This window comes from Reyranella sp. (assembly GCF_017305915.1).
Taxonomy (GTDB): Bacteria; Pseudomonadota; Alphaproteobacteria; order Reyranellales; family Reyranellaceae; genus Reyranella.
Genome location: NZ_JAFKJN010000037.1, coordinates 38,945 through 65,488 on the forward strand (window position 1 = coordinate 38,945; position 26,544 = coordinate 65,488).

The window sequence follows — 26,544 nt, forward strand, 5'->3', positions numbered from 1 at the left end:
GCGGGCGCCCTGATGTCTTTCTCACAGATTTCCCCACATACGCGCCGTGACCCCGGAACAGACGACGGAACAGAGACAAGGCCAAGACGACGCGGTTGCTGACGCACCGGTTGCGGAAGGCTCGCTGGCCGACGGCATCAAGGTCATCGCCGAGTTCGTACGCACCCTGCCGAAGAAGCCCGGCGTCTATCGCATGATCGCGGCCGACGGCGAGGTGCTGTACGTCGGCAAGGCGCGGTCGCTGCGCAACCGGGTTACCGCCTACACTCAGCCCAACCGGTTGGAGACCCGGCTGATGCGGATGGTGCAGGCCACGCGCAGCATGGAGTTCGTGGTCACCGACAGCGAGGCCGAGGCCCTGCTGCTCGAGAACAACCTGATCAAGCGCTTCCGGCCGCGCTTCAACGTGCTGCTGCGCGACGACAAGTCGTTCCCCTACATCGTCATCCGCCGCGACACCGAATGGCCGCAGCTCGCCAAGCACCGCGGCACGCGCCAGGCCGGCAACGAGTATTTCGGGCCGTTCGCCTCGGCGACCGCGGTCAACCGCACGCTCTATGCCCTGCAGCGCGCCTTCCCGCTGCGCTCCTGCTCCGACGGCGTGTTCTCGACCCGCACGCGGCCCTGCCTGCAGTACCAGATCAAGCGCTGCACGGCGCCGTGCGTGGCCCGCATCGAAAAGCCCGAGTACACGACCATCGTCGACGAGGTGCGCGACTTCCTCGGCGGCAAGAACCGCGAGGTCCAGCAGGCGCTGTCGCAGCGCATGGAGAAGGCCTCGACCGAGCTGCATTTCGAGGAAGCCGCCGTACTGCGCGATCGCATCCGCGCGCTGGCCCACATCCAGTCGCACCAGTCGATCAGCCTCGACTCGATCGACGAGGCGGACATCTTCGCGACCCATGCCGAGGGCGGCCAGGTCTGCGTGCAGGTGTTCTTCCTGCGCGCCGGCCAGAATCTCGGCAACCGTGCCTATTTCCCCAGCCATGCCAGGGAACTGAGCGAGGCCGAGGTGCTGTCGGCTTTCATCGGCCAGTTCTACGAAGCGCGGCCGGCGCCGAAGCTGATCCTGACCAGCCACGAAGTGCCGGAAGCCGAGCTGCTGCAAAGCGCGCTCGGCATCAGTGCCGGCCACAAGGTCGAGATCCGCAACCCGAAGCGCGGCGACCAGAAGGATGCGCTCGACCAGGCGGTCACCAATGCGCGCGAGGCGTTGGCGCGGCGCATGGCCGAGCGCGGCACGCAGCGGCAACTGCTCGAGGGCGTGGCCCGCGTGTTCAACCTCGAGGGGCCGCCGGAGCGCGTCGAGGTCTACGACAACAGCCACATCCAGGGCGCCGCGCCGATCGGCGCGATGATCGTCGCCGGGCCGGACGGCTTCATCAAGAACAGCTACCGCAAGTTCAACATCAAGACCGAAGGCGCGGCGGGCGACGACTTCGCCATGATGCGTGAGGTGCTGTCGCGCCGTTTCGGCCGCGCGCTGAAGGAAAACCCCGAGCGCGACGAGGAGCATTGGCCCGACCTGGTGCTGATCGACGGCGGCCAGGGTCAGCTCGAGGTGGCGCGCCAGGTGCTGACCGAGCTGGGGCTGGAGGACATCGCCATCGTCGGCATCGCCAAGGGACCTGACCGCGATGCCGGCCGCGAGCGCTTCTTCATGCCGGGCAGGCCGCCTTTCTCGCTCGAGCCGCGCGATCCGGTGCTCTACTTCCTGCAGCGTCTGCGCGACGAGGCGCATCGCTTCGCGATCGGCACGCATCGCACGCGGCGCGCCGCCGACATCACGCGCTCGGCGCTCGACGAGGTGCCGGGCATCGGCGCGGCCCGCAAGCGCGCGCTGCTGCACCATTTCGGCAGCGCCCGTGCGGTTGGTGCGGCGACCCTCGAGGACATCAAGTCGGTGTCCGGAATCTCCGATGCGCTGGCCCGGAAGATTCATGACCATTTCCGCGGCGGGCGATAACGGTGCCGCTGTCATCCCGAGCGCAGCGAGGGATCTTTGAGCCGCAGCAAGGATCCCTCGCTGCGCTCGGGATGACAGCATGCTACGCCCCGCCCTAAGGTGCGTCTGAAAATGCTGAACACCGCAAACATCCTGACGCTGTCGCGCATTGCGGCGATCCCGCTGGTCGTCGCCTGCTTCTGGCTCGATCGCGGCTGGTCGCAATGGCTGTCGATGGGCCTGTTCGTCGCCGCCGGCATCACCGACTATTTCGACGGCTATTTCGCGCGCCGCTATCACCAGATCTCGCGGCTCGGCCGCTTCCTCGATCCGATCGCCGACAAGCTGCTGGTCGCGGCGGCGCTGCTGATGCTGGTCGAGCGCGGGCCGCTCACCGGCGTGCATGTGCTGGCGGCGCTGATCATCCTGGCGCGCGAGATCCTGGTCTCGGGCCTGCGCGAGTTCCTGGCCGAGCTGCGCGTCGGCCTGCCGGTCAGCCAGCTCGCCAAGTGGAAGACCGCGGTGCAGATGCTGGCGATCGGCTTCCTGCTGGTCGGCGACGCGGCTTCGCCGCTGATCACCCGCGCCGGCCTGTGGCTGATCTGGATCGCGGCCGTGCTGACCCTGATCACCGGCTACGACTACCTGCGCACCGGCCTGCGCCACATGGCGGAGGATGCACCGCCGGGAGCCGCCGAATGAAAGTGCGCTACTTCGCCTGGATGAAGCGCACAGTGGGCGTCGCCGAGGAAGAGGTGACGCCGCCGGCCGATGTGACGACCGTCGGTGAGCTCGTGGTCTGGCTGCGCCAGAAGAGCGGCGGCCATGCCGAGGCGCTGGCCGAGGGCGCGGCGTTCGGCGCCGCCGTCGACAAGCGCACCGCGACGTTCGACGCCGAGCTCGCCGGCGCGCACGAGGTCGCCTTCTTCCCGCCGTTCACCGGAGGCTGACGATGGCGGTGCGCGTGCAGGAGTCGGACTTCGATGTCGGCGCCGAGCTGGAGCGGCTGACGGCCGGCAACAAGCGGATCGGCGGGCTGGCGGTGTTCGTCGGCCTGGTGCGCGAGATGCATGTGCGCGAGGGCTATCACCGTGACCGCGTCGATGCGCTCACCCTGGAGCACTATCCCGGCATGACCGAGCGGGCGCTGGAGGAGATCGAGGCCGAGGCCCGGCGGCGCTGGCCGCTCGAGGCGACCTTGATCGTCCATCGCCATGGCCGGCTGGAGGCAGGCGACCGCATCGTGCTGGTGGCCGTCGGCTCGCCGCACCGCGAGGCGGCCTTCGAGGCCTGCGAGTTCCTGGTCGACTGGCTCAAGACCAAGGCGCCGTTCTGGAAGCTCGAGGAGACCCCGAAGGGCGAGAAATGGGTCGGGGCCCACGCCGAGGACGACCAGGCTGCCGCACGGTGGAACAAGAAATAGCCAAAAAAGGTTTGCAACGGTTGCGCGCGCCGATCTGTTGACTCCTGGTCACGCACGGAGAGAGCCCCATGCGCTACTGTGTCCAACCTGCAACAGCCAAGGATGTCGCCCTGCTGGCGCTCGCCATGGGCGACGAAGACGCAGGCGACACCGAATTCGACAACAATGACGGTGAGCAGAAGCCGCTCGACCATCTGCTCAATGCCTTCCTGTCCAGCACCGAGGTGTGGGCGGCGCACGATCCCCAGGGGCAGCCCTGCGCGCTGTGGGGCGTCGGGCCGACCAGCCAGGATTTCGAGGTCGGCCGGTTCTGGCTGCTGACCTGCGAGGAGGTCGAGACCCAGCCGCACGACCTAGCGGCGCTGTCGACGATCGTGCTGCCCGAGATGCTGACGTCCTACGCGCGGCTGGAAAGCATCGTCGACGCGCAGAACCAGCGCGCGCTGTCGCTGCTGCAGGGGCTGGGCTTCACCGTCGAGCCGGCCTGCTTCCACGAGCCGACCGGCCGGCGCTGCCATCGCGTCTGGATCGAGGAGGATGCCTCGACCCTGGCCGTGAAGGGGCCGGCGCTGCTCAATTAGCCGCGATAGTTCTCGACGATCTTGGCCGGCCGCACCTCGGCGTCGTCGGGATTGCGGCCGAACTCGCGCAGCGCACGGCGCTGGCGCAGCAGGTCCCAGCAGCGGTCGAGCTCGACGTTGATCTGGTCGAGATGCTTTTTCTCCGCGTCGGAGACGGCGCCCTTGGCGTAGAGCTTCTTCTCCTCGGCGACCAGCTCCTCGATGTGCTTGAGCACGGTCCGATCGGTCGTGTGGGTCATGAGGCCCTCCTTTTGTAAGCTCAACCCAAAGCCACCAACGCCAGGTTGACAAGCCCGCGCTCGCGCAAGGCGTCGGCCGCCATCAGCGCCCGCTGGCCGCTGCGGCAACACAGGACGATGCGGCCGGCCGGTGGGGGTTCCGCCGCCAGCGCTGCGACACGATCGACCGGCAGCCGCCGCCCACCGGCGAAAGTCTGCGGTGCTTCGTCGGCGCCGCGCAGATCGACCACCAGGTCGTCGGCCGTCACCTCGTCCGGCGCGATGAACGGCACCGCACTGTCCGGTTCCGGACTGCCGGCAAAGCCGAAGCCACCGAAGGCGAGCTTCTGGGCATCGAAGGTCGTCACGCGGCCCAGCACCGTCGGCTCCAGCCCGAGCAGCAAGTGCAACGTCAGATGCGCCTGCAGGCTGCCCAGCACCGCGACCGCCGTGCCCAGCACGCCGACCGTGGCGCAGGTGCCGCCGTCGATCGACACTTCCGGGAACACCGCGCGATAGGAGGGCCCGCCGCCGCAGAAGGCGCCGGCATAGCCGGTGAGCCCGATCACCGACGCCGACACGAGAGGCTTTGCTGCGGCGTGGCAGGCATCGCTCAGCATGTAGGTCACGGCGAAGCTGTCTGCCGCATCGACGATCACATCCGCTGTCGCGACCAGTGCGGCCGCGTTCTGCGGCGTCAGCCGCGCGACGACGGCCTCGATCGCGAGGCCCGGGTTGAACCGCAGCAGCCGCTCGCGCGCGGCTTCGGCTTTCGGCTTGCCGAGATCGTCCATGCCGTAGAGCGGCTGGCGATGCAGGTTGGTCTCCTCCACCACGTCGTGATCGACGATCGTCAGCCACCCGACGCCGGCGCCGACCAGATACTGCAGCACCGGGCAGCCGAGCCCGCCCGCGCCCACCACGAGCACCGACGCCGCCGCGAGCCGCGCCTGTCCGGCGGCGCCGACCTCGCTCAGCACGGTCTGGCGGGCGTAGCGGCCGGTCATGCGTGAACTCGCGTTGCCGCGATCCAGGCCGTGGCCTGCTTGATCGGATCGGGGTTGTTGACGATGTCGCCGACCACCGCCGCGGAATCGGCGCCGGCCTTCAGGCACTGCAGCGCCCTGTCGAGCGTCAGCCCGCCGATCGCGACCAGGGGCCGGCCGCCGATCAGCTTCTTCCATTCGCCGATCCGCTCGAGGCCCTGTGGCTCGAAAGGCATCTTCTTCAGCGCCGTCGGCCAGATCGGCCCCAGCGCCACGTAGTCGGGATCGACGCCAAGCCCCTTCTCCAGCTCGGCGTGATCATGCGTGCTGACGCCGAGCTTGAGGCCCGCGCGCTTGATCGCCTTCACGTCGGCATCGACGAGGTCTTCCTGGCCGAGATGGACCCAGGTGCACTTCTCGTCGATCGCGATCTGCCAGTAGTCGTTCACGATCAGGTCGGCGCCATGCTTCGCACAGACGTCGCGTGCCTCGCGCACCTGCCGCTGTAGCTCGGCGTCGGATTTGTCCTTGATGCGCAGCTGCACGAACTTCGCGCCCGCCGGCACGAGCCTCGCCACCCACGTCGAATCGGGAACAACGGGATAGAACGGATCGATCACATCAATCTCCTAACGCCGCCTTGCCGAGCACCGGCGTCGACGGCACCGCCATGTCGCGCGGCTCGAGCGGCTTGGCGGCGAAGGCCATGCGCCCGGCATTGATCGCCATCGCGAAGGCCTTCGCCATCGCGACCGGATCGCCCGCCTCGGCCACGGCCGTGTTCAACAGCACCGCGTCGTAGCCCAGCTCCATCGCCGCCGCGGCGTGCGACGGCACGCCGAGCCCGGCATCGACCACCAGCGGGATGTCCGGAAAGTGCGCGCGCAGGGCCTTCAGGCCATACACGTTGTTCAGCCCGCGCGCCGAGCCGATCGGAGCGCCCCACGGCATCAGCACCTTGCAGCCGGCCTCGACCAGGCGGTCGGCGACGGCGAGATCCTCCGTCGTGTAGGGGAAGACCTCGAAGCCCTCCTCGCTCAGCACGCGCGCGGCCTCGACCAGGCCGAACACGTCGGGCTGCAGGGTCTCGTCGTCGCGGATCACCTCGAGCTTGATCCACGGCGTGTCGAACATCTCGCGCGCCATGTGGGCGGTGGTCACCGCCTCCTTGACGCTGTGGCAGCCCGCGGTGTTCGGCAGCACCCTGACGCCGAGCGCGCGGATGATCGACCAGAAGCTCTGGCCGCCGCGCGCCCCGGAGCCTTCTGGCCCAGCCTCGCGGCGCAGCGACACCGTCACCACCTCGGCGCCCGACGCCTGGATCGCATCGGCCAGCACCTTGGGCGAGGGATAGCGCGCCGTGCCGAGCAGCAGCCGCGAGGAAAGCTCGACGCCGTAGAACACCGTCAGCCTCCCTGCATCGGCGCCACGACCTCTAGCTTGTCGCCGTCGTTGAGCGCGGTCGCGCTTCGCGCCGGTGCCGGCACGAAGCGGCCGTTGACCGCCGTCGCCACCTTCTTGCCGCCGTAGCCCAGCGCGGTCAGCGCGAGCGCCAGCGTGCCCGGCTCGACCTCACGCTGATCGCCGTTGACGAAGATCCGCATGGTCTCTCTCCACAAGATCGGCCGCCTGCCGCGCCATCGCCGGCGCCAGCAGGAAGCCATGACGATAAAGGCCGTTGACCAGGAGCCCGTTGAGCCCGCGGCGCACGGCCGGAAGATTGTCCGGAAAGGCCGGCCGGAGGTCGGCGCCGAGCTCCAGGATCTCGGCCTCGCCGAACGCCGGATGCAGGGTGTAGGCGGCGTTCAAGAGCTCGACCGCCGAGCGCACGCTGACGCCGCCCGGCGTCTCGTTCTCGATCGAGGTGGCGCCGACCATGAACACCCCGTCGCCGCGCGGCACGATGTAGAGCGGGATGCGCGGATGCAGCAACCGCACCGGCCGCGCCAGCGACACCTCGCGCGAGCGGATCATCGCCATCTCGCCGCGCACGCCGCGCAGGTCGCTCATCGCATCGCGCGCCGCCAGCCCGCGGCAGTCGATGACGAGATCGCCGTCCGGCGCATCGACGCCGAAGCGGATCGCGACGCCGCGCTTGGCCAGCGCCTCGGCGATCGCCGGCAGCGCCCGCCGCGGATCGAGATGCCCCTCGCGCGGAAAGAACAGCGCGCGGCGGAAGCGGCCGGCAAGATCGGGCTCGAGCGCGGCGATGCCCGCCTCGTCGCGCCATTCGTACGCCTCCGTGCGCTCGGCGAAGCGGGTCAGCTCGGCGGTGTCGCGCGCCGGCGCCACGACCAGGCTGCCGTTGCGCACCGTCCCGGGGAAATGGCGCAGCCACCAGTCGATCGACGGCACGCCCAGCCGCATCACCGCCTCGTCGGTCGCCGCGCGCTCGCACCACGGCGCCAGCATGCCGCCCGCCAGTCGCGAGCAGCCCGCGCCGACGGCGTGGCCGCGCTCGATCACCTCGACCGCCAGCCCCCGCAGGCTCAATTCCAGCGCGGTCGTGAGGCCGGCGACGCCGGCTCCGACAACTGTGACTTTGGCTCCGCTCGACATGGGCTCCCGTTCCTTCGCCGGCATGACCCGGATCAGGTTCAAAGGGTTCAGCCACTATGGCTGTCTCAGACCGGCCTCGCCGGACACCCCTCGGACGTGGACCGAAGGAGACTGCCGCAGCCCTCGCCTGTCAAGCCATGCTGCGGGCGCGCTCAAGCGCGGCTGGGGTGCGCCATGCGTCCGGCGCAGCGCTGCCATAGGTCGCGGCCTGCGATCCGGACTGAGCCGGCGGCTAAGGCACGGCGTTCAGGCCGGAACCGAGATCGCCGGTCACCACCAGGGCGAAATCCTGGCTGGGGCCCAAGAGGTTGCTGGCCGTGATCTGGACCAGATAGTCGCCGGCCGCCGGCGTCGGAATGCGCACGATCTCGACGTTGTTGTCGGCGTCGAGCGGCCCCAGCTTCATCGGCCGGTCCGCGTTGCCGGTGATCTTCCTGCCGCCCGGCGCCTCGACGATGACATTGAGATCGTTCTGCAGGGCGCGCGCCGGAATATCCGTGAAGGCCATGCAGAAGCGCAGCTCGCGTCCGGCGCCCACCGAGATGCGATAGCGCAGCCGCTGGCCGGGCTGGGTGAGCTGTCCCGCCGGATTTTGCCAGGTGTCGACGAACTCGAGCTTGAGCGTCGGCTCGGCCGGATTGGGGATCGCCCACGGCATATGCACGCGGCCGAAGCCCTGATGGAAGTTCGGCACGTTGGGGAAGTCGGCGATCGCCGCCGGACCGGTCATCGCCCGCGTGCTGTTGACCAGGGTTGCCTTCATCAGCGCGGCCGACGGCTCGACGTGGCGGGCATCGATATAGTACTGGCGGATCAGGGCGAGGCAGCCGCTGACGATCGGCGTCGCCATGCTGGTGCCGCCCATATAGGCATAGCGGCCAGCGAAGCCGTTGAACGTAGCCCAGAAATTCCGCACCGGCGCCCGCGAGGACTTGGTCGAGACGATGTCTGTGCCGGGCGCAACGACGTCGGGCTTGATGCGGCGGTCGTCGCACGGCCCGCGGCTGGAGAAGGCGGCCATCTCCTCGGGCAGGCCGGAAACCCTACCCGTGCTCGTCGGCGGAGTCGGGAAAGCCCGCGGGAAGGCCTGGCCCCAGGTCATCTGGGACAAGCCGCCCGTCGTGCGGTCGCTCTGGCTAGCGCCGACGGTCACCGCATTCTTGGCGGTCGCCGGCGATCCGACCGACAGCCAGTCGACGAAGCCCGGCTGCGAGCTGGACGGGTTGTTCAAAGTGCCGTCGTTGCCGGCGGCGATGACGATCGTCATGTCGCGATGCTTGTTGACGAATTCGTCGGCCTCGAGCGAGGTGAAGGGATAGCGCGCGTTGGTTCCCGCGCCCCAGCTGTTGTTGTGGATGCGCGCACCGTTGTCGTACGCCTCCTGGAACAGGTCGTTGATGTCCAGCGGCAGCCCGCCGAGGCCGCCGCTCGCATCCAGGATCGACTGGAAGAAGAAGCGCACCGCGGGCGCGGTGCCGCGGATCTGGCCGTTGGACGCCGCGCCGTCGCCGCCGATGCTGCCGGCGACGTGCGTCCCGTGCCCATGGGTATCGGAGGAATCGTTGCTGCGGCCGAGCGCGATGATGCCGGCGAAGCGGCCCTGCAGGTCCGGATGCTGGTCGTCGATACCGGTATCGGCGATCGCCACCAGCTGGCCCGTGCCGTCATAGGGATAGAGCGCGCCGCCGGGTGCCGCCGCGTCGATGCCCAGCAGGACGCGGGCACGGTCGTTGCTGAAGGTTGGCGGCACGTACTCCATCACCTGGTAGACGCCGGGCAACGTGTTGAGCTCGGCCAGCACCGGCGAGTTCTGCTTGAGCACGACCCGGACCTTGCGGTCCTTGCCGCCCAGCACGATGGCTTCGCGGCTGTGAAGGAACGTCACGACCGCCGCCAGGTCGGCCGGCGACTTCAACCGGATGTCGTAGGTCGCGGCCTGCTCGAAGCCGCCGGGGGCCGGCACTGCCTCCGCGGCGGCCGGCATCGCCGGCGCCCTTTCATGCTCGGCCTGGGCCTCGATCGACAGGACGAACGGCAGGGCGCGAACCGTGGCAACGTTCGGCGAATCGACATCGACGGCATAGAGCCGCGGGCCTGTCGATTCGATGATCCTGACTCCGAGCGCCTCGAGCTGTTGCCGCCACTGTGCCAGCAACGGCCCGGCAAGCTGCAGCGTGTAGGTCGGCTTGAGGGGAGCGCCCGTGGCATCGACGTCCGGGATGATGCCGGCGCCGACGCCAGGTGCTGCGAAGCCGAAACTCGGCGCGCCGAGGGCCGAGACATGCGCGCTCTCGAGCGCCGGCGACAGATCGGCGAGCGGCGGTTTCGCCTCGGCCAACTCGTGCACGATCAGGCCCTGGGTCTCCAGGTCGCCGATCCTGCCCTCGTCGATCTCGCCCATGACGAAGGAGGGCGTCGACACCGCGGCCGACAACGCCTGCTCCGCCGCCGCCTTCTCACGCTCGTGCATGAAATAGGCGATGATGCGCTTGTTCGCCATCGCACCCTGCCCCTTCCGGCGGCTCTACTCGCAATGGTTGCGCACACTATGCGCTCGGCGGACCACAGGGCGCAACCGCATTCGCGGGGCAGACGACGACGATTGTGCTGTGCTCCGGCGGTCGCCGCTCAGGCCGCGAGGTGGCGCGACTCGCCGAAGCCTTCGCAATCGGGTTGCCGTACCAGCTTCTGGTAGTCTTCCATCAGCGCACGCGTCATCGGGCCGACCTGGTAGCGGCGATGGTCGATCGCGCCGACCGGTACGATCTCTGCCGCGGTGCCGCACAGGAAGACCTCGCTCGCCTCGTCGAGCTCCTCGGGCATCACCGCCCGCTCCTCGACCGACCATCCGTGCTTGCCGGCGAGGCCCATCACCGCGCGCCGCGTGATGCCGTCGAGGAAGTTCTCGACCTTGGGCGTGACCAGCTTGCCGCCCATCGCCAGGAACACGTTGGCGCCGGTCGATTCGGCGAGCCGGCCCTGCCAGTCGAGCATCAGCGCATCGTCGAAGCCGGCGCCGAGCGCGCGGTCCTTCTCGATGCCGCAGATGAGGTAGAGGCCGGCGACCTTGGCGGTGCCCGGCGCCACGTCCGGCGCCGGCCGGCGATACTTCGCCATCGTGACGTTGATGCCGCCCGGCTTCACCTGCACCGACAGCCGGCCCTCCTGCGCCCACGGCGCGATCGCCAGATGCACCGTGGTGCCGATCGCCGACACGCCCATCACCTCCGAGCCGCGCCAGGCGATCGGCCGGACGTACCCCGAGGCGAGGCCGTTGGCCTTCACGACGGCACGCGTGGCCTCGTCGATCTCCTCGCGCGTGTAGGGCAGCTCGTATTCCAGGACCCGCGCCGAATTGCGCAGGCGGGCGCTGTGCGCCGCCAAGCGAAAGACCCGGCCGTCATAGATGCGCTCGCCCTCGAACACCGCCGAGCCGTAATGCAGGGCGTGGGTGAGCACATGCGTCGTTGCTTCGCGCCAAGGCAGCAATTTGCCGTCCAGCCAGATGAACCCGTCGCGATCCGCCATCGTTAAGGACATTGCCCGTCCTCCTGTCGTATGATTCCAAATGGATCGTTTACGATTCTCAAATAGCAACTTTCATTGCATATAGGTCAATAACACTGACTGAGTCAAGATTATTGCCCTAATCGCCCGTGTAGACGGTTGCGTTTCGGCCCGTATCGGCGTTGGTTGGCTGCCCCATGGTGGAGACGAAATCACCGGCGAACCCGCTGTTCCTGCGCGAGGAGGAACTGCGCCAGGGCATCGAACTGATGTTCTATGCCTATCGCGACTTCACGTTCGAATCGGACCAGCAGCTCAAGCGCTACAAGCTCGGCCGGGCGCATCATCGCGCGCTCTATTTCATCGGCCGCCATCCCGGCCAGACGGTCGGCCATCTGCTGTCGATCCTGAAGGTCACCAAGCAGTCGATCAGCCGCGTGCTGAAGGATCTGCTCGAGCAGGAATACGTCGAGCAGAAGAGCGGCCCGCGCGATCGCCGCGAGCGGCGGCTGTGGCTCACCGAGAAGGGCGTGAAGCTCGAGAAGGAGCTGACCGACCGCCAGAGCCAGCGCTTCGCGAGGGCCTATCGCGAGACCGGCGCCGACGCGGTCGAGGGCTTCCGCAAGGTGCTGCTCGGCCTGCTCGATCCGGCCGAGCGAATCGAGGTCGACAAGCGGGTGCGCGGGAGCGGCCGCTGAGCGACCAAGACAAGCAGCATGTGCTGGTGGTCGACGACGACACCCGCCTGCGCGAGCTGCTGAAATCCTTCCTGTCGCGCAGCGGTCTTCGGGTCAGCACGGCGGGCAATGCCGCCCAGGCGCGCCAGCAGCTCGACGCACTGCATTTCGACCTGATCGTGCTCGACGTGATGATGCCGGGTCAGACCGGTCTCGAGTTCGCCGGCGAGCTGCGCAAGACCAACGACGTGCCGATCCTGATGCTGACCGCAATGGGCGATCCCAAGGACCGCATCGCCGGCCTCGAGAAGGGTGTCGACGACTATCTCGGCAAGCCGTTCGAGCCGCGCGAGCTGCTGTTGCGCATCCAGAGCATCCTGCGCCGCGGCCGTCCGGTGGAGGCGCCCGCGACGGCGCCGGATCGCGTGACCTTCGGGCCGTTCCAGTTCGACATGGCGCTGGGCGAGCTGACCCAGAAGGACAAACGGGTGCCGCTGACCGACGCCGAGATCGCGCTGTTGCGGGCGCTGGGCGCCCAGCTCGGCGAGGTGATGAGCCGCGAGACGCTGAGCAAGAGCGTCGGCGGCGGCGTCAACGAGCGCGCGATCGACGTGCAGGTGACGCGGCTGCGCCGCAAGATCGAGCCCGACCCCGGTTTCCCGCGTTACCTGCGCACGGTGCGCGGCCAGGGCTATCGGCTGGTGGACGCGTGAGCAAGTTCGCGGAGCTGTTCGAGAGCGTCGCGACCTGGGCCGACCGGCATTCGCCGCAGACCCTGTTCGCGCGCGCCCTGATCATCATCGTGGTGCCGATGCTGCTGCTGCAGGCGCTGTCGGCGTGGTGGTTCTACAGCCAGCGCGGCGACAACGTGACCAACCGCCTGGCGCTGCTGCTGGTGCGCGACCTGCGCCTGCTGATCGAGATGCGCACGGACTTTCCCGATGACGCGCACCGCTACTGGATCATCAATCACGCCCGCACCGATCTGCTGCTCAGCGTGCGCTTCCGCGCCGGCATCGTGCCGCCGTTCCGCTCGCCGGCCTATTTCGACATCGTCGCCCGCGAGGTCCAGGGCGCGCTCGATGCCGATCTGCGCCGGCCCTACTACCTCAACAACACCGTCGGCAACGACCAGCTCATGATCGAGATCCAGGTTTCCGACAACGAGGTGATGGAAGTCTACGTGCCCTACCTGCGGCTGACCTTCGGCTCGAGCTTCGCCTATGTGCTGGCCCAGGTCGGCCTCGCCTTGGTGCTGTTCGGCCTCGCCATCTGGTTCATGCGCCGCGAGCTGGTGCCGATCGAGCATCTCGGCGTCGCCGCCGATGCGCTGGGCAAGGGTCGCGACATTCCCGACATCGCCTTCAAGGGCGGCACGCGCGAGGTGCGCAACGCCGCCACCGCCTTCCAGACCATGAAGATCCGGCTCAGCCGCTCGATCCAGCAACGCACCGAGATGCTGGCCGGCGTCAGCCACGATCTACGCACGCCGCTCACCCGCATGAAGCTGTCGCTGGCGCTGCTGCCCGAGTCGGCCGAAACCAAGGAGCTCGCCGACGACGTCGCCGACATGCAGCGCATGATTGAGGGCTATCTCGCCTTCGCCCGCGGCGAGGGTGACGAGGAACCCATTCCGTCCGACCTCTCCGACATCCTCGAGGACGTCGCCGCCGGCGCCCGGCGCGACAACGCCGAGGTCGCGGTGGGCTGGTCGGGCGACATGAACCTCGAGCTGCGGCCAATCGCCATCAAGCGCTGCATCACCAACCTGGTCGCCAACGCGCTGCGCCACGGCACGCGTGCCGAGATTTCCGCGACGCGCGGCAAGACCTCGGTCGAGATCACCGTCGACGACGACGGCCCCGGCATTCCCGAGGACCGCTACGAGGACGTGTTCCGCCCGTTCGTGCGGCTCGACGAATCGCGCAACGTCGACACCGGCGGCACCGGCCTCGGCCTCACCATCGCCCGCGACATCGCGCGCAGCCACGGCGGCGACGTCACCCTGGCCAAGTCATCGCTGGGCGGACTGCGCGTGGTTGTAAGGCTTCCCGTCTGAGATAGAGTGAGAGCATGTCCAAGCTGAAGTTCGTCCGCCATCCCCATCCCTCGCCCGTGCCGGCCGCCAAGCGCGCCGAGCTGCTGGCCAACCCGGGCTTCGGCCGGGTGTTCAGCGACCACATGGTCACCATCAAGTATAGCGACGCCGAGGGCTGGCACGACGCGCGCATCGAGCCGCGCGGGCCGATCTCGATGGATCCCGCCGCGGCCGTGCTGCACTACGCCCAGGAAGTGTTCGAGGGGCTGAAGGCCTACAAGACCGCCGACGGCGGCGCGACCCTGTTCCGCCCACGCGAGAACGCCAAGCGCTTCCAGCAGTCGGCAGAGCGGCTAGCCATGCCGGTCCTGCCCGAGGACGTCTTCCTCGAGGCGGTCGACCAGCTCGTCAGCATCGACCGCGAATGGATCCCGGGCGGCGACGGCAGCCTCTACATCCGGCCGTACATGTTCGCCAACGAGATCTTCCTCGGCGTGAAGCCATCGTCGAACTACCTGTTCATCGTCATCGCCTCGTCGGTCGGTAGCTACTTCAAGTCGGGCGCCGACGCGGTCTCGGTCTGGGTCAGCCAGGAATACACGCGCGCCGCCCCGGGCGGCACCGGCGCCGCCAAGTGCGGCGGCAACTACGCCGCCAGCCTGCTCGCGCAGGCCGAGGCGACGCGCCATGGCTGCGACCAGGTCGTCTTCCTCGATGCCGCCGAGCGCAAGTGGATCGAGGAGCTCGGCGGCATGAACGTGTTCTTCGTGTTCAACGACGGCTCGCTGTCGACGCCGCCGCTCGGCGGCACGATCCTGCCGGGCGTCACCCGCTCGTCGCTGATCACGCTCGCCAAGGACAAGGGCATCAAGGTGCGCGAGGAGCGCTACTCGTACGAGGAGTGGAAGGCCGACGCGCACAGCGGCAAGCTGCGCGAGGCCTTCGCCTGCGGCACCGCCGCGGTGGTGACCCCGATCGGCACGGTCCGCGCGCCCGAGGGCGAGTTCAAGATCGGCAATGGCGGCGCGGGCACCCGCACTGAGGAGTTGAAGGCCGCCCTGGTCGACATCCAGCGCAGCCGCGCCACCGACCCGCACAAGTGGGTCCACAAGGTCTTCTAGAGTCTTGCTGGACCGCGGGCCTCCAGCCCGGCTCAGAATCATGAGCGGGCCGGAGGCCCGCGGTCCGGCACGATTACTAAACGTCGTGCCTCAGGCGGCCGACGCTGTAGCTGTCGATATCGTCGGCGCCGACTTCCATCACCATGCGGGTGCGCAACGGCGTCGACCATACCGTGAGGTAGTGGACGGGCGCGCCCTCGCGGTTGTGCACCAGGCGTACGATCTTCAGCACCGCCGAATTGACCTCGACATCGAGCGCCTGCGCCACCACCGGATCGGCTAGCGCGGCATTCACCTCCTGCGCCACGCGACCGACCTTCTCGAAGCCGCCGAAGATCAGCTCGTGCAGCGAGGTCTTCTGCAGGTTCTTGCGCGTCACCGCCTTGGCGAAGCGCCGCGGGATCCAGCCGTCGAGCAGGATCACCGCCTTACCGCGCGCCGACCGCGTCCGGATGAGATGCACCGCCTCCTCGCCGTCCACCAGGCCGAGCGCCTCGGCGATCGGCGCCGGGCAGCGCTCGACCTCGAAGTGCAGGATGCCCATCATCGTTTCCTTCAGCGTCCGGCGCATGTCGCCGATGAAGCTGAAGTCCGGGCCGCGCTTGGCCTTGCCGTTGGTCTTGGCCGTGACGAAGGCGCCGACACCCTGGCGGTTGCGCACGTAGCCGTCCTCGACGAGGTCGGCGAGCGCCCGGCGCACCGTGATGCGCGAGATCGAGAACTGCGCGCACAGTGCCTCCTGCGTCGGCAGCAGGTCGCCGCTGCGGTATCGGCCACCGGTGATCTGGTCCTTCAGCAGCAGATAGAGCTGGCGGTGCAGCAGCGCGCCGCGGGCCTGCAGTTTTACCCCGTTTGCTGGTGTTCTGCGGGTTGGAACGGCGGCGTCGCGCGTCCTTGTGCCGATCGATCTTGGCATGTTGTAATGAAGATATACCAATTAAGAGGAAACACCAGTGAGAAGCTTGATGGCGTCGCTCGCCGCGGCCGCCGCGATCCTGTCCCTGGCCGCCGGCGCCGCCGCCCAGGAGAAGTCGGCGTTCCACCCCACCAAGACGGTGACGATCGTCGTCCCTTACAGCCCCGGCGGCGGCACCGACGTGGTCGGACGCCTGATGGCGAAGTCGCTGGAGGAGATGTGGGGCCAGACCGTCATCATCGACAATCGCACCGGCGGCAGCGGCTCGGTCGGCGCCGCCATCGTCGCGCGGGCGGCGCCCGACGGTCACACGATGGTCCTCGCCGTGTCAGGCATCGCGATCAACGCGCATCTCCTGAAGCTTCCGTATGACACGGTGACGGCTTTCGCGCCGGTGACCGCGGTTTCCTATCCTGTCGCGACCCTGCTCGCGTCACCGACCTTGCCGGCGAACGATCTCAAGGAACTGGTCGCGCTAGTGAAGAAGGAAGGGCCGGACAAGCGCACTTTCGCCAGCCCCGATCCGGGCAGCCGACTGATCGCCGAGCGCATCTTCGAGAAGGCCGGCATCAAGCTGCTGAACGTTCCCTACAAGGGCGCCGCCTCGTTCGTCGGCGACATCTCGGCCGGCCGGGTCGATACCGGCCTGTCGAGCGTGACCTCGGGCCTGTCGCTGATCAATGCCGGCAAGCTGAAGTCGCTCGGCATCATGGGCACGCAGCGCATTCCCGCCCTGCCGAACGTCGCGACCTTCAAGGAGCAGGGCTTCCAGGGTCTCGACGAGAATTCGTGGGCCGGCCTGTTCGCCCCGGCGGGCACACCGCCAGAGGTCGTCTCGGCGATCCAGCAGGACATCGCCAGGGTCCTGGCGCGCCCCGAGACCACGGCCAAGATGATCGAGCTCGGCTCGCTGCCGGGCGGCGACATGCCGGCCGCCTTCACCGAGCGCTTCCAGCGCGACATCAAGGAGTCGGGCGAGACGATCCGCCGGCTCGGCATGACCGCCGACTGAGGGAGGACATCATGAGCAAGACTTCCCCCGCCTGGACCGTCGCCGAGGTCGAAACCGACCGGAGCTGGACCTACCGCCTGTCCGACGCCGAGAGCGCCGAGCTGCTGGCCGCGGTGCGCGCCGCCGGCGATCCCAACCGGCCGATCCTCGACTGGAAGCGTGACGACTTCGCGCTCGCCAAGTCGGCCCCGGTCCTCGCTGCCGCCTTCCGCGAAGTTCGCGACGGCCGCGGCATGGCGCTGGTCAAGAACCTGCCGCGCGCCGGCGTGACACCGGCCGAGTTCCGATTGATGACCTGGGCGATCGGCCTGCATTTCGGCGTCGCCCGGCCGCAGAACCGCGCCAGCGACTACATCACCGAAGTGAAGGATGCAGGGCACGCCTATCGCAGCCCGACCGGCCGCGGCTACAACTCCAAAGCCGAGCTCGACTTCCATGTCGACGGCTCCGACGTGGTGCTGCTCTCCTGCTTCAACCAGGCACCGGTCGGCGGCATGAGCATGTGTGCGAGCGCCGCCACCGCCTTCGAGGTGGTGAAGGCCGAACGACCGGACTACGCGCAGGCGCTCACCACCGACTACACCTTCAGCCGCAACGGCGAGCAGTCCGAGGGCGAGGAGCCGTGGTACGCCGCGCCCGTCTGCACGACGCGCGACGATCGCGTCTTCTGCAAATGGAACCGCAACCGCGTCCAGAACGCGCAGAAGATCGAGGGTGTGCCGCAGCTCAGCAGCCTGCAGCGCGAGGCGATGGAGTATTTCGACCTGGTGCTGCGGCGGCCGGAGAACATGTTCTGCATGCATCTCGAGCCCGGCGATCTCCAGATCCTGTGCAACCAGACCATGCTGCACTCGCGCACCAGCTTCGAGGACCATGCCGACGAGGCCCAGAAGCGCACACTCTACCGGCTGTGGCTGGCGCGGCCCGATTCGCGGCGCCTGCCCGATAGCTGGGCGGTCTTCTACGGAACCGCCGAGCCCGGTACCGTGCGGGGTGGAATGAAGGGCCACCACTACGACGATGTCCGCCGCAATTTCGATACCCGCCAGGCCAAGGCGGTGGGCATGAAAGCCGCTTGAGGAGAGATGACCATGTCCAAAGCCAAGATCTTCCGGGATGCCCTGAAGCGCGGGATGGTGACCGCGCCCGGCTGCTTCGAATGCATCGGCGCCCGCGCCATCGAGCGCGCGGGCTTCGAGGCGGTCTACATGACCGGCGCCGGCACCGCCGCGACGCTCGGCTATCCCGACTACGGCCTGGTGACCATGTCGGAGATGGCCGACAACGCCGGCCGCATCGCCTCGGCGATCAAGCTGCCGGTGATCGCCGATGCCGACACCGCTTACGGCAACGAGCTCAACGCCATCCGCACCGTGCGCGAGTACGAGAAGCGCGGCGTCGCCGGCATCCATATCGAGGACCAGGACTTCCCCAAGAAGTGCGGCCACCTCGAGAACAAGGTGATCATCCCGCTCGACGACTACGTCGCCAAGATCCGCGCCGCGGTCAGCGCCAAGGTCGATCCGAACTTCCTGATCATCGCCCGCACCGATTCGCGCGCCGTCCTGGGCTACGAGGAGGCGATCCGCCGCGCCAATGCCGCCATTGATGCTGGCGCCGACATGGCCTTCGTCGAGGCGCCGCAGACGCTCGAGGAGACGGCGAACGTGCCGAAGCTGGTCAAGGGCCCGTGCATGCTGAACATGGTGTGGAAGGGCAAGACGCCGGACCTCTCGATGGAAGAGGCCGCCAAGCTCAACTACGCCTTCATGATCCTGCCGGGCGTGCTGACCCGCACGATCGTCGGCGCCTGCGATGCCGCGCTCGCCGAGCTGAAGGGCAAGGGCCGCCATCCGGTGCCGGTGTCCGACATCACGCCGCAGCAGGGCTTCAACCTGAATGGTGCCGCCGAATGGGACCGCTATCGCACGCAGTTCCGCGAGACCACCAAGCAGGCGGCGGAGTAGTCTTCGTCTTCCGGACCGAATGAGTCAGAAGAGCTTGCTGCCGTTCGGCACGGCCTTGTCGGGCACCACCAGCACGACAGCGCCGTTGCCGTCGGGGAAACCGAGCGTCAGCACCTCGGACATGAACTTGCCGATCTGGCGCGGCGGGAAATTGACCACCGCCGCGACCTGACGGCCGACCAGCGCCTCGGGCGCGTAGTGCACGGTGAGCTGGGCCGACGATTTCCTGACGCCGATCTCCGGCCCGAAATCGATCTCCAGCCGGATCGCCGGTTTGCGCACACCTTCGAGTGGTTGGGCGGCGCGGATGGTGCCGATGCGGATGTCGACCTTCTCGAAGTCGGCGTAGGTGATCTGGTTCATGGCGTCACTCTAGCAAAACAAAAGGGGCTGCCCTTGCGGGCAGCCCCTTCTGGCCGTCCGGCGCGATGCGCCGTTCGGTCTTACTTCTTGGCGGCGATCGCGGCCTTGACCTCTTCGGTCAGCTCGGCGATGCGGGCGTTGAGAGCCTCGAACGCGTCGGTCTGGCTCTTGGTGACCAGCTCGGCCAGCTCCTTGGTGTTGGCGATCGCGAGATCGTAGCTCTTCTTGGCGAAGTCGATCTGCTTGGCGGCCTTCTCCTCGATGGAGGCGGCGGCGAGCACTTCGCTGCCGTGCTTGGAGAAGTCCTCCATCGCGGCGCGGACCATGTCGCCCTGGCGCTGCGCGATGGTCTTCATCGCCTCGACGGCGGCGGTCGACACGGTGGTCATGGCAGCGAAGTTCTTGCGGCCGGTCTCGACCACGGTCTCGACGTTGACGACCGGGAACTTGAACTCGCCGGCGATCTTGCTGAAGTCGAAGTCGAACGGGGTCTTGAAAGCGTTGGTGGTGTACATGGACAGGGCTCCGAACGGGGTGATGGGGAGTGGCTTGACGGGGACTGAAACTCGGCTGGCGCCCGCTATGCTGCGGTGCACAACGGACGCTAATATATGGCGCCGCAGCAATCGGTCAAGGCAGAATTTGTGCGGTGCACAAATTTTTCACTCTGCACGCGGTTCCGTCACATTCCCGTGCCTGGAAACGGTATATCTTTCAAAGGTTTGGGCCCATCGCTCGGCCGTCTTCAGGCGGCCGTCCAAAGCCGCCATGGTCTTCGAGAGGTCCTGGGTTTCGTCGCGATCGAAAACCCGCGCGACGGCGCAGTCGATCGCCAGCAGCCCGTTCTGCCGCACTGCCCCTGAGAGTCCCTCGCTGGCGAGCCCGGCGGCCTCCAGCATGGCGGCCATCGACCGCCGCAGCGCCGGCCCGAGCGCCAGGGCCAGCAGGGGATCGCGCGTGGCGGTCCGGCGGATCGACGTCAGGGCGACACGATACGGCTTCAGGGCGTCGTAGCGGCGCATCATGACGTCGAACAGCCGGTCGCGCGCCGTCTCCTCGGGATCGATCGCGCGCGGCGTGCCGGCCAGCACGGCATCGTCGGTCCGCGCCAGAAAGCCGGAGACCAGCGCCACCTTGTCGGGATACCGGCGATAGAGGTCGGCCAGCCCTGTGTCCGCCTTGGCCGCGACGTCACGCAGGGTCACCTCGGTGAAGCCCTTTTCGGCGACCAGCGCGAGGAAGGCGTCGAGAGCGCCATCGATCATCCCGCCAGCTCCTTCGAGCGGCGCGAGGCTGCGGCGAGGGCCTTGTCGAACACCGGCTGGATTCCGTCGGGCGCCATCAGGACCTTCAAGGCCTCGGCGGTGGTGCCGCCGGGACTGGTGACGTTAACGCGCAACTGCGACGCGGGTTCGCTCGACTGCTTCAGCAGCTCGCCGCTGCCCGCGACCGTCGCGCGCGCGAGCTGCATGGCCATGTCGGGTGTAAGGCCAAGCTTGGCGCCGGCCGCCGCCATCGCCTCGACCAGCAGGAAGACATAGGCCGGACCGCTCCCGGACAGGGCCGTCACCGGATCGAGCAGCGATTCGTCTTCGACCCACAGCGCCTGGCCCACTGCCTCGAGCAGCCCCTGGCAGCGCTTCTTCTCCGCCGCCGACACGCCCGGCGAGGCGCAGGCCACCGTGATGCCCTGGCGCACCGCGGCCGGCGTGTTCGGCATCGACCGCACGACCTTGGCCGTCGCGCCCAAGTGGCTCGCGAAATACGTCAGCGTCTTGCCGGCGGCGATCGACAGGAACACCGCGCCTTCATCGGCAAAGCGGCGCAAGTCGGGCAGCACGGCATCCATGGTCTGCGGCTTCACCGCCAGCACCACGATCTTCGGCGTCTCGCGCACGTCCTGGCTGGAGGTCACGCAGCGCAAACCGGGCTTCTTCGGCCGCAGCGCCTCGACCGGCTCGGCGACGATAGCGTCGGAGGCGGCGAGGCCGCGCGCCAGCCAGCCTTCCAGCATGGCGCCGCCCATCTTGCCGCAACCGACCAGCAGCAGCTTGGCCCCCGCTCCGGCTACCATGATCAGCGCCCCTTGAACCTGGCGGGCCGCTTCTCGCGGAAGGCCGATGCGCCTTCCTTGCGGTCCTCGCTGGTGGCGATCTTCTCGAGCTTGTAGCGCTCCGGCACGAAAATCTCAGCCGGCCCGCGCGGCAAGGTCTGGTTGGCGAAGTCGCGCAGGGTGCGGATCACCAGTGGGGCAGAGCTGGCGATCACGCTCGCCATGCGCCGCGCCTCTTTGCGCTCTTCGCCGAGCGGCACGACCTTGTTGACGAAGCCGACATCGTAGGCGCGCTTGGCCGAGACCTCTTCCCCCAGGAGGAGGAGTTCCATCGCAACTTTGTGCGGCATGCGCGAGACGATGCCCGGCATCAGGCCGCCGAACACGCCGACCTTGGCTTCGGGGTACATGAACTTGGTGGTGTCGGCCGAGACCATCAGGTCGCAGGTCATGACCAGGCAGATGCCGCCGCCGATCACCCAGCCCTGGGTGGCCGCGACCACCGGCTTGGTGAGCTTGTAGGAGACGTCGGGGACGGCCTTCCACATCGCGGCTGGCGGGTCCTTGAGGTCGGCGCCGACACAGAAAGCCGGGCCGTCGGCCTGCAGGACGGCGACCTGGTCGTCGCCGTGCTCGAAGGCTCGGTAGGCTTCGTACAGGCCGTCGCACAATTCCTGGGTCAGGGCGTTGCGCTTCTCAGGCCGCGCCATGGTGATGGTGGTGATGCCGTCGCTGGATTCGACTTTTACCAGGCCCACTTTTCTGCTCCTTCGGCGTTCTTGGCAGCAGGGTAGCAGCCGCCCATACTTGCCGCATCAGGAGTCACCCATGCAGACCCGCAACCCCTTCTTCGATGACCTCAGCAAGATGGCCAACGGCGCCATGGGCGCCTTTTCGGGCGTGAAGGACGAGATGGAGGCGCGCTTCCGCGACCAGCTCGCCAAGATCCTCGACGGCATGGACATTCCGCGCCGCGAGGAGTTCGACGCGGTCAAGGCGATGGCCGCCAAGGCACGCGAGGAGAACGAGGAGCTTAAGAAGCAGATCGCCGAGCTGCAGGCCCGCCTGCTCAACACGGGCCCGTAGGTCTTGGCGCTGCAACGAGTACCGTGTCATCCCGAGCGTAGCGAGGGATCTTTGAGGCCACAAAGAAGGATCCCTCACTTCGCTCGGGATGACAGAGGTTTGGCATGCGTGTAGGCGTGGAAGTTGGCGGCACCTTCACAGATCTGGTCGCCGTCGAGGGGGGACGCGTCGTCGTCACCAAGGTGCCGAGCACACCGAAGTCGCCGGACGTCGGCGCCTTCGCGGCGCTGACTGCGTCGGGCATCGACATCGGGCAGATCGAGGACCTGGGTCACGGCTCGACCGTCGCGACCAACGCGGTGCTCGAGCGCAAGGGCGCGCTGGTCGCCTTCGTCGCCACCTCTGGATTCCGCGACCTGCTGTTCATGCAGCGCCACGACCGGCGCAACATCTACGACCTCTTCTATGCCAAGCCCGCGCCGCCGGTGCGCCGCAAGGACTGCTTCGAGGTCGCCGAGCGGCTGCGCGCCGACGGCACCGTCGAGCTGGCCCTCGACGAAACGAAGGTGCGCGAGGCGCTGATCCCGGCGCTGAAGGCCGGCGGCTATCGCGCGGTCGCGATCTGCCTGCTCAACGCCTACGCCAATCCCAAGCACGAGGAGCGGCTCGCGGCGCTGATCACCGAGGCACTGCCCGGCGTGCTGGTGACCTCCAGCCATCAGGTGGCGCGCGAGTTCCGCGAGTTCGAAAGAGCCTCGACCACGATTCTGTCCGCCTACGTGCAGCCGGTGATCGACGGCTACCTGCACCGCTTCGAGAACAAGCTCGCCGACGCGGGCTTCAAGGGCCGCTTCACCGTGATGCAGAGCAACGGCGGCCGCCTGCCCGCCGAGGCGATGCGCACCAGCGCCATCACAGCGCTCTATTCGGGACCGGCGGCCGGCGTGGTCGGCGCGACGCGGCAGGCGGCGCGCTCGGGCTTCAAGGACCTGATCACCTTCGACATGGGCGGCACCTCGACCGACGTTTGCCTGGTGCAGGACGGCCGCCCCTCGCTCGCCTCGGAAAGCGAGATCGACGGCCTGCCGATCCGCACGCCCGTCCTCGACATCGTGTCGGTCGGCGCGGGCGGCGGCTCGATCGCCTGGGTCGATGACGGCGGCATGCTGCGCGTCGGCCCGCAGAGCGCCGGCGCCGATCCCGGCCCCGCCTGCTACGGCAAGGGTGGCACCGAGCCCGCGACCACCGACGCACACATCGTGATGGGCACGATCCGGCCGACCGCCTTCCTCGGCGGCCGCATGAAGCTCGATGCCGACGCCGCACACAACGCGTTCAAGCCGATCGCCGAGCGCTTCAACCTGTCGATCGAACAGGCCGCCTCCTCCGCCCTGCAGCTCGCCGACGCCAATATCGTGCGCGCCATCCAGCTCGTCTCGACCGAGCGCGGCCGCGATCCGCGCGACTACGCACTGGTGCCGTTCGGCGGCGCGGGACCGTTGCACGCCGCGCGCATCGCCGAGGAGCTCGGCATCTTGACCATCGTGGTGCCGCCCAATGCCGGCGTGATCTCGGCCTACGGGCTGGTCGCCAGCGACTACACCAAGTTCGACGCGGTGACGCGCAAGATGAAGCTCGACGAGGCAGCCGCCAAGGAAACCGCGAAGACCTTCGCCGAGATGCGTACGCGGCTGGCGGCACAGTTCGCCGACATGAAGCTGCCGGGCGAGCTGGTCTACACCCACACGCTCGACATGCGCTTCGTCGGCCAGGCCTTCGAGGTCGGCGTCGAGATCCCGGCCGACCGGATCGCCTCGCTCGATGCCAAGTACATCGCCGAGCTGTTCGCCGACGCCCATCACCGCACCTTCATGCACGGCGCCACGCTCGACCGGCCGGTCGAGATCGTGACGCTCCGCGTCGGCGCCACGCTGCCGATCGGCGCGGCACCGAAGCTCGACCGCGAGACGCTGGAGCGGGCACCGGAGAAGACGCGCATCTTCCACGGCGAGGGCTGGATCGACTGCGCCCGCCACACCGCCGAGGCGTTGAAGCAGGGCCAGAAGATCGGGGGCCCGTCGGTGATCGAAGGCTACACGGCGACGACCTGGGTGCCGCCCGGCTGGACGGCGACCCTCGATGCGTCGGATAATCTGATCCTGCGGAGAACGACATGACCACGTTGAGCCCGATCGACTACGCCGTCATCAGCCAGGCGCTGATCGCGGGCGCCCGCGAGATGGGCGTGAAGCTGATCCGCTCGGCCTACTCGACCATCCTGCGCGAGGCGCGCGACGGCTCGGCCGGCCTGATGGACCGCCACGGCAACACGGTGGCGCAGGCCGAGCTGATCCCGATGCAGCTCGGCCCGATCGGCGAGACCCTGCGGGCCTGCCTCAAGCGCCATCCGGTCGAGACGCTCAAGGAAGGCGATTTCCTGATCAACAACGACCCGTTCGAGGGCGGCCAGCACATCCCCGACGTCTTCATCTTCACGCCGATCTTCGTGGCAGGCCGCGTCGTCGGCTTCGGCGCCTCGGTGGCGCATCATCTCGATCTCGGCGGCGGCGCGCCCGGCCTCAACATCCATGCGTCCGACGTCTACCAGGAAGGCATCCGTTTTCCGCCGAGCCGGTATAACTTCCACCAGGACTGGAACGGCGGCAGTTTCGAGCGGCTGGTCACCGCCAACGTGCGCGTGCCCGACCTCACCATCGGCGACTTCAACGCCCAGTTCGCTGCCAACGCCATCGGGGTGTTGCGGGTAAAACAGCTCTGCGAGCGCTACGGCGTCGACAAGGTCGAAACGGCGATGAAGGAGATGCAGGACTATTCCGAGCGCCGCGTGCGCGCCGCGATCGCGCAGGCGCCCAAGGGCACCTTCTACGGCGAGGATGCGATCGACGACGACGGGCTGAGCGACGATCCGCTGGTGATCAAGGCCAAGGTCACGATCGCCGACGATTCGGTCGAGATCGATTTCGAAGGCACCTGCCCGCAGGTCAAGCGCAACCTCAACTGCCCCTACTCCAGCACTCTGTCGGCGGCGCTCTCCTGCGTGAAGTCCGTCCTGACCTCGCCCGACATTCCCTACAACGAGGGCATGGCGCGGCCGATCCGCATCAAGGTGCCGTACGGCTCGCTGCTCAACCCGCGGCCGCCGGCGCCGGTGCGGGCGCGCATGATCCCGGCCTATCGCGTGTTCAACGCGGTGATGAAGGCGATGGCGCAGGCGCTGCCCGACAAGGTGATCGCCACCGGCTACGACTGCACGACGGCATTCTGCCTCAGCCATCTCGGCGAGCGGGGCTACAGCGTCTATCTCGAGATCTTCGGCGGCGGCTACGGCGCCTCGAAGGCCACCGACGGCTGCGACGCGGTCGACTCGCCTTTGAGCAACTGCTCCAACGCGCCGGTCGAGTCGCTCGACATCGACTACGACTTCTTCCGCATCGTCGGCTACGAGCTGGCGCCCGATTCGTTCGGGCTGGGCGCGCGGCGCGGCGGCGCGGGCTTCTTCCGCCGCTGCGAGATCCTGCGCGACGACGTGCAGCTCGCGATCTACTCCGACCGCTTCCGCCTCGCGCCCGAGGGCCTGCTCGGCGGCGAGCCCGGCCAGCGCGGCTACTGCCGCATCTTCCGGGCCAACGGCACGACCGAGGACCTCCGCAGCAAGGCCGCCGTCGATCTTGCCAAAGGCGACATGGTCGAGATGTTCGTCGGCGGCGGCGCCGGCTTCGGCCGCGTCTCCGAGCGGCCCGACTCCCTGATCGAGCGCGATATAGCCGACGGCCTGCTCACCCGCGACCCGCGCGCGGCGCGGAAGCTGGCGGCGGAATAGTCTGGCCGCCTTGCTTCCTGGCCAGGGCGACCTGATTGCGACATCGCCGGATCGCCGCCCGCTCCGTGGGCGTGAAAAGCTTCTTCATCATGTCGAGCTTCACCGCCGTATCTCCCGGCCCCGAACATGGAAGCCCGTGGGAAGTGACTGGGAAGTCCGGGGCTAGTGGCTCGTCACAGAGGTTTTGACGATTTGAGCCAATCGAGGATTGGCAGATCCTGAGGTGGGACAAGGACGTCGATGCTTCGGGCGACACCGGGTTGCCGCCGGATGAGGCCATCCCGTTCGAGGCCGAGGACCATCTGGTGGAC

General features: G+C 68.1%; 29 protein-coding genes and 1 riboswitch. Of the genes, 15 read left to right on the plus strand and 14 right to left on the minus strand.

Annotated features, from left to right (window positions below):
- Positions 1–46: 46 nt before the first annotated feature.
- From uvrC to J0J01_RS29340, 5 genes are all read left to right on the plus strand, one after another.
- Complete coding sequence (gene uvrC / locus J0J01_RS29320; protein ID WP_296387167.1) at positions 47–1,966, plus strand: excinuclease ABC subunit UvrC; 1,920 nt, start codon at positions 47–49, stop codon at positions 1,964–1,966.
- A gap of 111 nt (positions 1,967–2,077) precedes the next feature.
- Positions 2,078–2,647 (plus strand): CDP-diacylglycerol--glycerol-3-phosphate 3-phosphatidyltransferase, encoded by a 570-nt coding sequence (gene pgsA / locus J0J01_RS29325; protein ID WP_296387168.1) that lies wholly within the window; start codon positions 2,078–2,080, stop codon positions 2,645–2,647.
- The gene (locus J0J01_RS29330) at positions 2,644–2,895 is read left to right on the plus strand and encodes a MoaD/ThiS family protein (RefSeq protein WP_296387169.1); all 252 of its coding nucleotides are present in this window, start codon (positions 2,644–2,646) and stop codon (positions 2,893–2,895) included. Before pgsA ends, J0J01_RS29330 begins: the two co-directional genes overlap by 4 nt.
- A gap of 2 nt (positions 2,896–2,897) precedes the next feature.
- A complete protein-coding gene (locus J0J01_RS29335; protein ID WP_296387170.1) occupies positions 2,898–3,368 on the plus strand; it encodes a molybdenum cofactor biosynthesis protein MoaE in 471 nt (156 codons plus the stop codon).
- A 68-nt stretch (positions 3,369–3,436) separates the two neighbouring features.
- Entirely contained in the window at positions 3,437–3,949 is a 513-nt protein-coding gene (locus tag J0J01_RS29340) for a hypothetical protein (protein ID WP_296387171.1), read from the plus strand.
- On the opposite strand, the gene J0J01_RS29345 is transcribed toward J0J01_RS29340, so the two are convergent.
- The 8 genes from J0J01_RS29345 to J0J01_RS29380 form a co-directional block, all read right to left on the minus strand.
- On the minus strand, positions 3,946–4,188 hold the full coding sequence (locus J0J01_RS29345) for a DUF2630 family protein (protein ID WP_296387172.1): 243 nt from the start codon (positions 4,186–4,188) through the stop codon (positions 3,946–3,948). The two genes, J0J01_RS29340 and J0J01_RS29345, sit on opposite strands and share 4 nt — an antisense overlap.
- 20 nt (positions 4,189–4,208) lie before the next feature.
- The gene (locus tag J0J01_RS29350) at positions 4,209–5,174 is read right to left on the minus strand and encodes a HesA/MoeB/ThiF family protein (RefSeq protein WP_296387173.1); all 966 of its coding nucleotides are present in this window, start codon (positions 5,172–5,174) and stop codon (positions 4,209–4,211) included.
- Positions 5,171–5,779 carry a thiamine phosphate synthase gene (locus tag J0J01_RS29355; RefSeq protein WP_296387197.1) on the minus strand — a complete coding sequence of 203 codons (609 nt, stop codon included), beginning with the start codon at positions 5,777–5,779 and terminating at the stop codon, positions 5,171–5,173. The genes J0J01_RS29350 and J0J01_RS29355 overlap by 4 nt, the downstream gene beginning before the upstream one ends.
- Entirely contained in the window at positions 5,775–6,563 is a 789-nt protein-coding gene (locus tag J0J01_RS29360) for a thiazole synthase (protein ID WP_296387198.1), read from the minus strand. The genes J0J01_RS29355 and J0J01_RS29360 overlap by 5 nt, the downstream gene beginning before the upstream one ends.
- Entirely contained in the window at positions 6,560–6,757 is a 198-nt protein-coding gene (thiS, locus tag J0J01_RS29365) for a sulfur carrier protein ThiS (RefSeq protein WP_296387174.1), read from the minus strand. Before thiS ends, J0J01_RS29360 begins: the two co-directional genes overlap by 4 nt.
- Positions 6,726–7,712 (minus strand): glycine oxidase ThiO, encoded by a 987-nt coding sequence (gene thiO / locus J0J01_RS29370; RefSeq protein ID WP_296387175.1) that lies wholly within the window; start codon positions 7,710–7,712, stop codon positions 6,726–6,728. Before thiO ends, thiS begins: the two co-directional genes overlap by 32 nt.
- A riboswitch (TPP riboswitch) is annotated at positions 7,705–7,813 on the minus strand. Its footprint overlaps the gene before it by 8 nt.
- 131 nt (positions 7,814–7,944) lie before the next feature.
- The gene (locus J0J01_RS29375) at positions 7,945–10,212 is read right to left on the minus strand and encodes a S8 family serine peptidase (RefSeq protein WP_296387176.1); all 2,268 of its coding nucleotides are present in this window, start codon (positions 10,210–10,212) and stop codon (positions 7,945–7,947) included.
- Between the two features lie 128 nt (positions 10,213–10,340).
- Positions 10,341–11,252: a branched-chain amino acid aminotransferase gene (locus J0J01_RS29380; protein WP_296387177.1), complete on the minus strand. Its 912-nt coding sequence runs from the start codon at positions 11,250–11,252 to the stop codon at positions 10,341–10,343.
- 164 nt (positions 11,253–11,416) lie between these two features.
- Between J0J01_RS29380 and J0J01_RS29385 the strand changes: the two genes are divergently transcribed.
- From J0J01_RS29385 to J0J01_RS29400, 4 genes are read left to right on the plus strand one after another with little or no spacing between them, the layout of a single operon-like run.
- Positions 11,417–11,917, plus strand: a complete 501-nt coding sequence (locus J0J01_RS29385) for a MarR family transcriptional regulator (RefSeq protein ID WP_296387178.1) — start codon at positions 11,417–11,419, stop codon at positions 11,915–11,917.
- 26 nt (positions 11,918–11,943) lie between these two features.
- Positions 11,944–12,609 (plus strand): response regulator, encoded by a 666-nt coding sequence (locus J0J01_RS29390; protein WP_296387179.1) that lies wholly within the window; start codon positions 11,944–11,946, stop codon positions 12,607–12,609.
- A complete protein-coding gene (locus J0J01_RS29395) occupies positions 12,606–13,955 on the plus strand; it encodes an ATP-binding protein (RefSeq protein ID WP_296387180.1) in 1,350 nt (449 codons plus the stop codon). The genes J0J01_RS29390 and J0J01_RS29395 overlap by 4 nt, the downstream gene beginning before the upstream one ends.
- Positions 13,956–13,969: 14 nt before the next feature.
- A complete protein-coding gene (locus tag J0J01_RS29400) occupies positions 13,970–15,055 on the plus strand; it encodes a branched-chain amino acid aminotransferase (protein ID WP_296387181.1) in 1,086 nt (361 codons plus the stop codon).
- A 76-nt stretch (positions 15,056–15,131) separates the two neighbouring features.
- Here J0J01_RS29400 and J0J01_RS29405 read toward each other — a convergent pair whose 3' ends face one another.
- A complete protein-coding gene (locus tag J0J01_RS29405) occupies positions 15,132–15,971 on the minus strand; it encodes a GntR family transcriptional regulator (protein ID WP_296387182.1) in 840 nt (279 codons plus the stop codon).
- A gap of 49 nt (positions 15,972–16,020) precedes the next feature.
- Here J0J01_RS29405 and J0J01_RS29410 point away from each other — a divergent pair, with 49 nt between their 5' ends.
- From J0J01_RS29410 to J0J01_RS29420, 3 genes are read left to right on the plus strand one after another with little or no spacing between them, the layout of a single operon-like run.
- Entirely contained in the window at positions 16,021–16,983 is a 963-nt protein-coding gene (locus tag J0J01_RS29410; protein WP_296387183.1) for a tripartite tricarboxylate transporter substrate-binding protein, read from the plus strand.
- 11 nt (positions 16,984–16,994) lie between these two features.
- The gene (locus J0J01_RS29415) at positions 16,995–18,062 is read left to right on the plus strand and encodes a TauD/TfdA family dioxygenase (RefSeq protein ID WP_296387184.1); all 1,068 of its coding nucleotides are present in this window, start codon (positions 16,995–16,997) and stop codon (positions 18,060–18,062) included.
- A 12-nt stretch (positions 18,063–18,074) separates the two neighbouring features.
- Complete coding sequence (locus J0J01_RS29420; RefSeq protein ID WP_296387185.1) at positions 18,075–18,950, plus strand: isocitrate lyase/PEP mutase family protein; 876 nt, start codon at positions 18,075–18,077, stop codon at positions 18,948–18,950.
- 24 nt (positions 18,951–18,974) lie between these two features.
- Here J0J01_RS29420 and J0J01_RS29425 read toward each other — a convergent pair whose 3' ends face one another.
- The 5 genes from J0J01_RS29425 to J0J01_RS29445 all read right to left on the minus strand — a co-directional run bounded on the left by J0J01_RS29425 (position 18,975) and on the right by J0J01_RS29445 (position 22,124).
- Positions 18,975–19,313, minus strand: a complete 339-nt coding sequence (locus tag J0J01_RS29425) for a tRNA-binding protein (protein ID WP_296387186.1) — start codon at positions 19,311–19,313, stop codon at positions 18,975–18,977.
- Positions 19,314–19,393: 80 nt separating this feature from the next.
- The gene (gene phaP, locus J0J01_RS29430; RefSeq protein ID WP_296387187.1) at positions 19,394–19,828 is read right to left on the minus strand and encodes a TIGR01841 family phasin; all 435 of its coding nucleotides are present in this window, start codon (positions 19,826–19,828) and stop codon (positions 19,394–19,396) included.
- 147 nt (positions 19,829–19,975) lie between these two features.
- Complete coding sequence (locus tag J0J01_RS29435; protein ID WP_296387188.1) at positions 19,976–20,578, minus strand: TetR/AcrR family transcriptional regulator; 603 nt, start codon at positions 20,576–20,578, stop codon at positions 19,976–19,978.
- Positions 20,575–21,387, minus strand: coding sequence for a pyrroline-5-carboxylate reductase (proC, locus tag J0J01_RS29440; protein ID WP_296387189.1), 813 nt, complete (start codon positions 21,385–21,387; stop codon positions 20,575–20,577). Before proC ends, J0J01_RS29435 begins: the two co-directional genes overlap by 4 nt.
- Positions 21,388–21,389: 2 nt before the next feature.
- The gene (locus tag J0J01_RS29445; protein ID WP_296387190.1) at positions 21,390–22,124 is read right to left on the minus strand and encodes an enoyl-CoA hydratase-related protein; all 735 of its coding nucleotides are present in this window, start codon (positions 22,122–22,124) and stop codon (positions 21,390–21,392) included.
- A 70-nt stretch (positions 22,125–22,194) separates the two neighbouring features.
- Here J0J01_RS29445 and J0J01_RS29450 point away from each other — a divergent pair, with 70 nt between their 5' ends.
- The 3 genes from J0J01_RS29450 (at position 22,195) to J0J01_RS29460 (ending at position 26,233) form a co-directional block, all read left to right on the plus strand.
- On the plus strand, positions 22,195–22,452 hold the full coding sequence (locus J0J01_RS29450) for an accessory factor UbiK family protein (RefSeq protein WP_296387191.1): 258 nt from the start codon (positions 22,195–22,197) through the stop codon (positions 22,450–22,452).
- 104 nt (positions 22,453–22,556) lie between these two features.
- Positions 22,557–24,569 (plus strand): hydantoinase/oxoprolinase family protein, encoded by a 2,013-nt coding sequence (locus tag J0J01_RS29455; protein WP_296387192.1) that lies wholly within the window; start codon positions 22,557–22,559, stop codon positions 24,567–24,569.
- Complete coding sequence (locus tag J0J01_RS29460; protein ID WP_296387193.1) at positions 24,566–26,233, plus strand: hydantoinase B/oxoprolinase family protein; 1,668 nt, start codon at positions 24,566–24,568, stop codon at positions 26,231–26,233. The genes J0J01_RS29455 and J0J01_RS29460 overlap by 4 nt, the downstream gene beginning before the upstream one ends.
- Positions 26,234–26,544 lie beyond the last annotated feature (311 nt).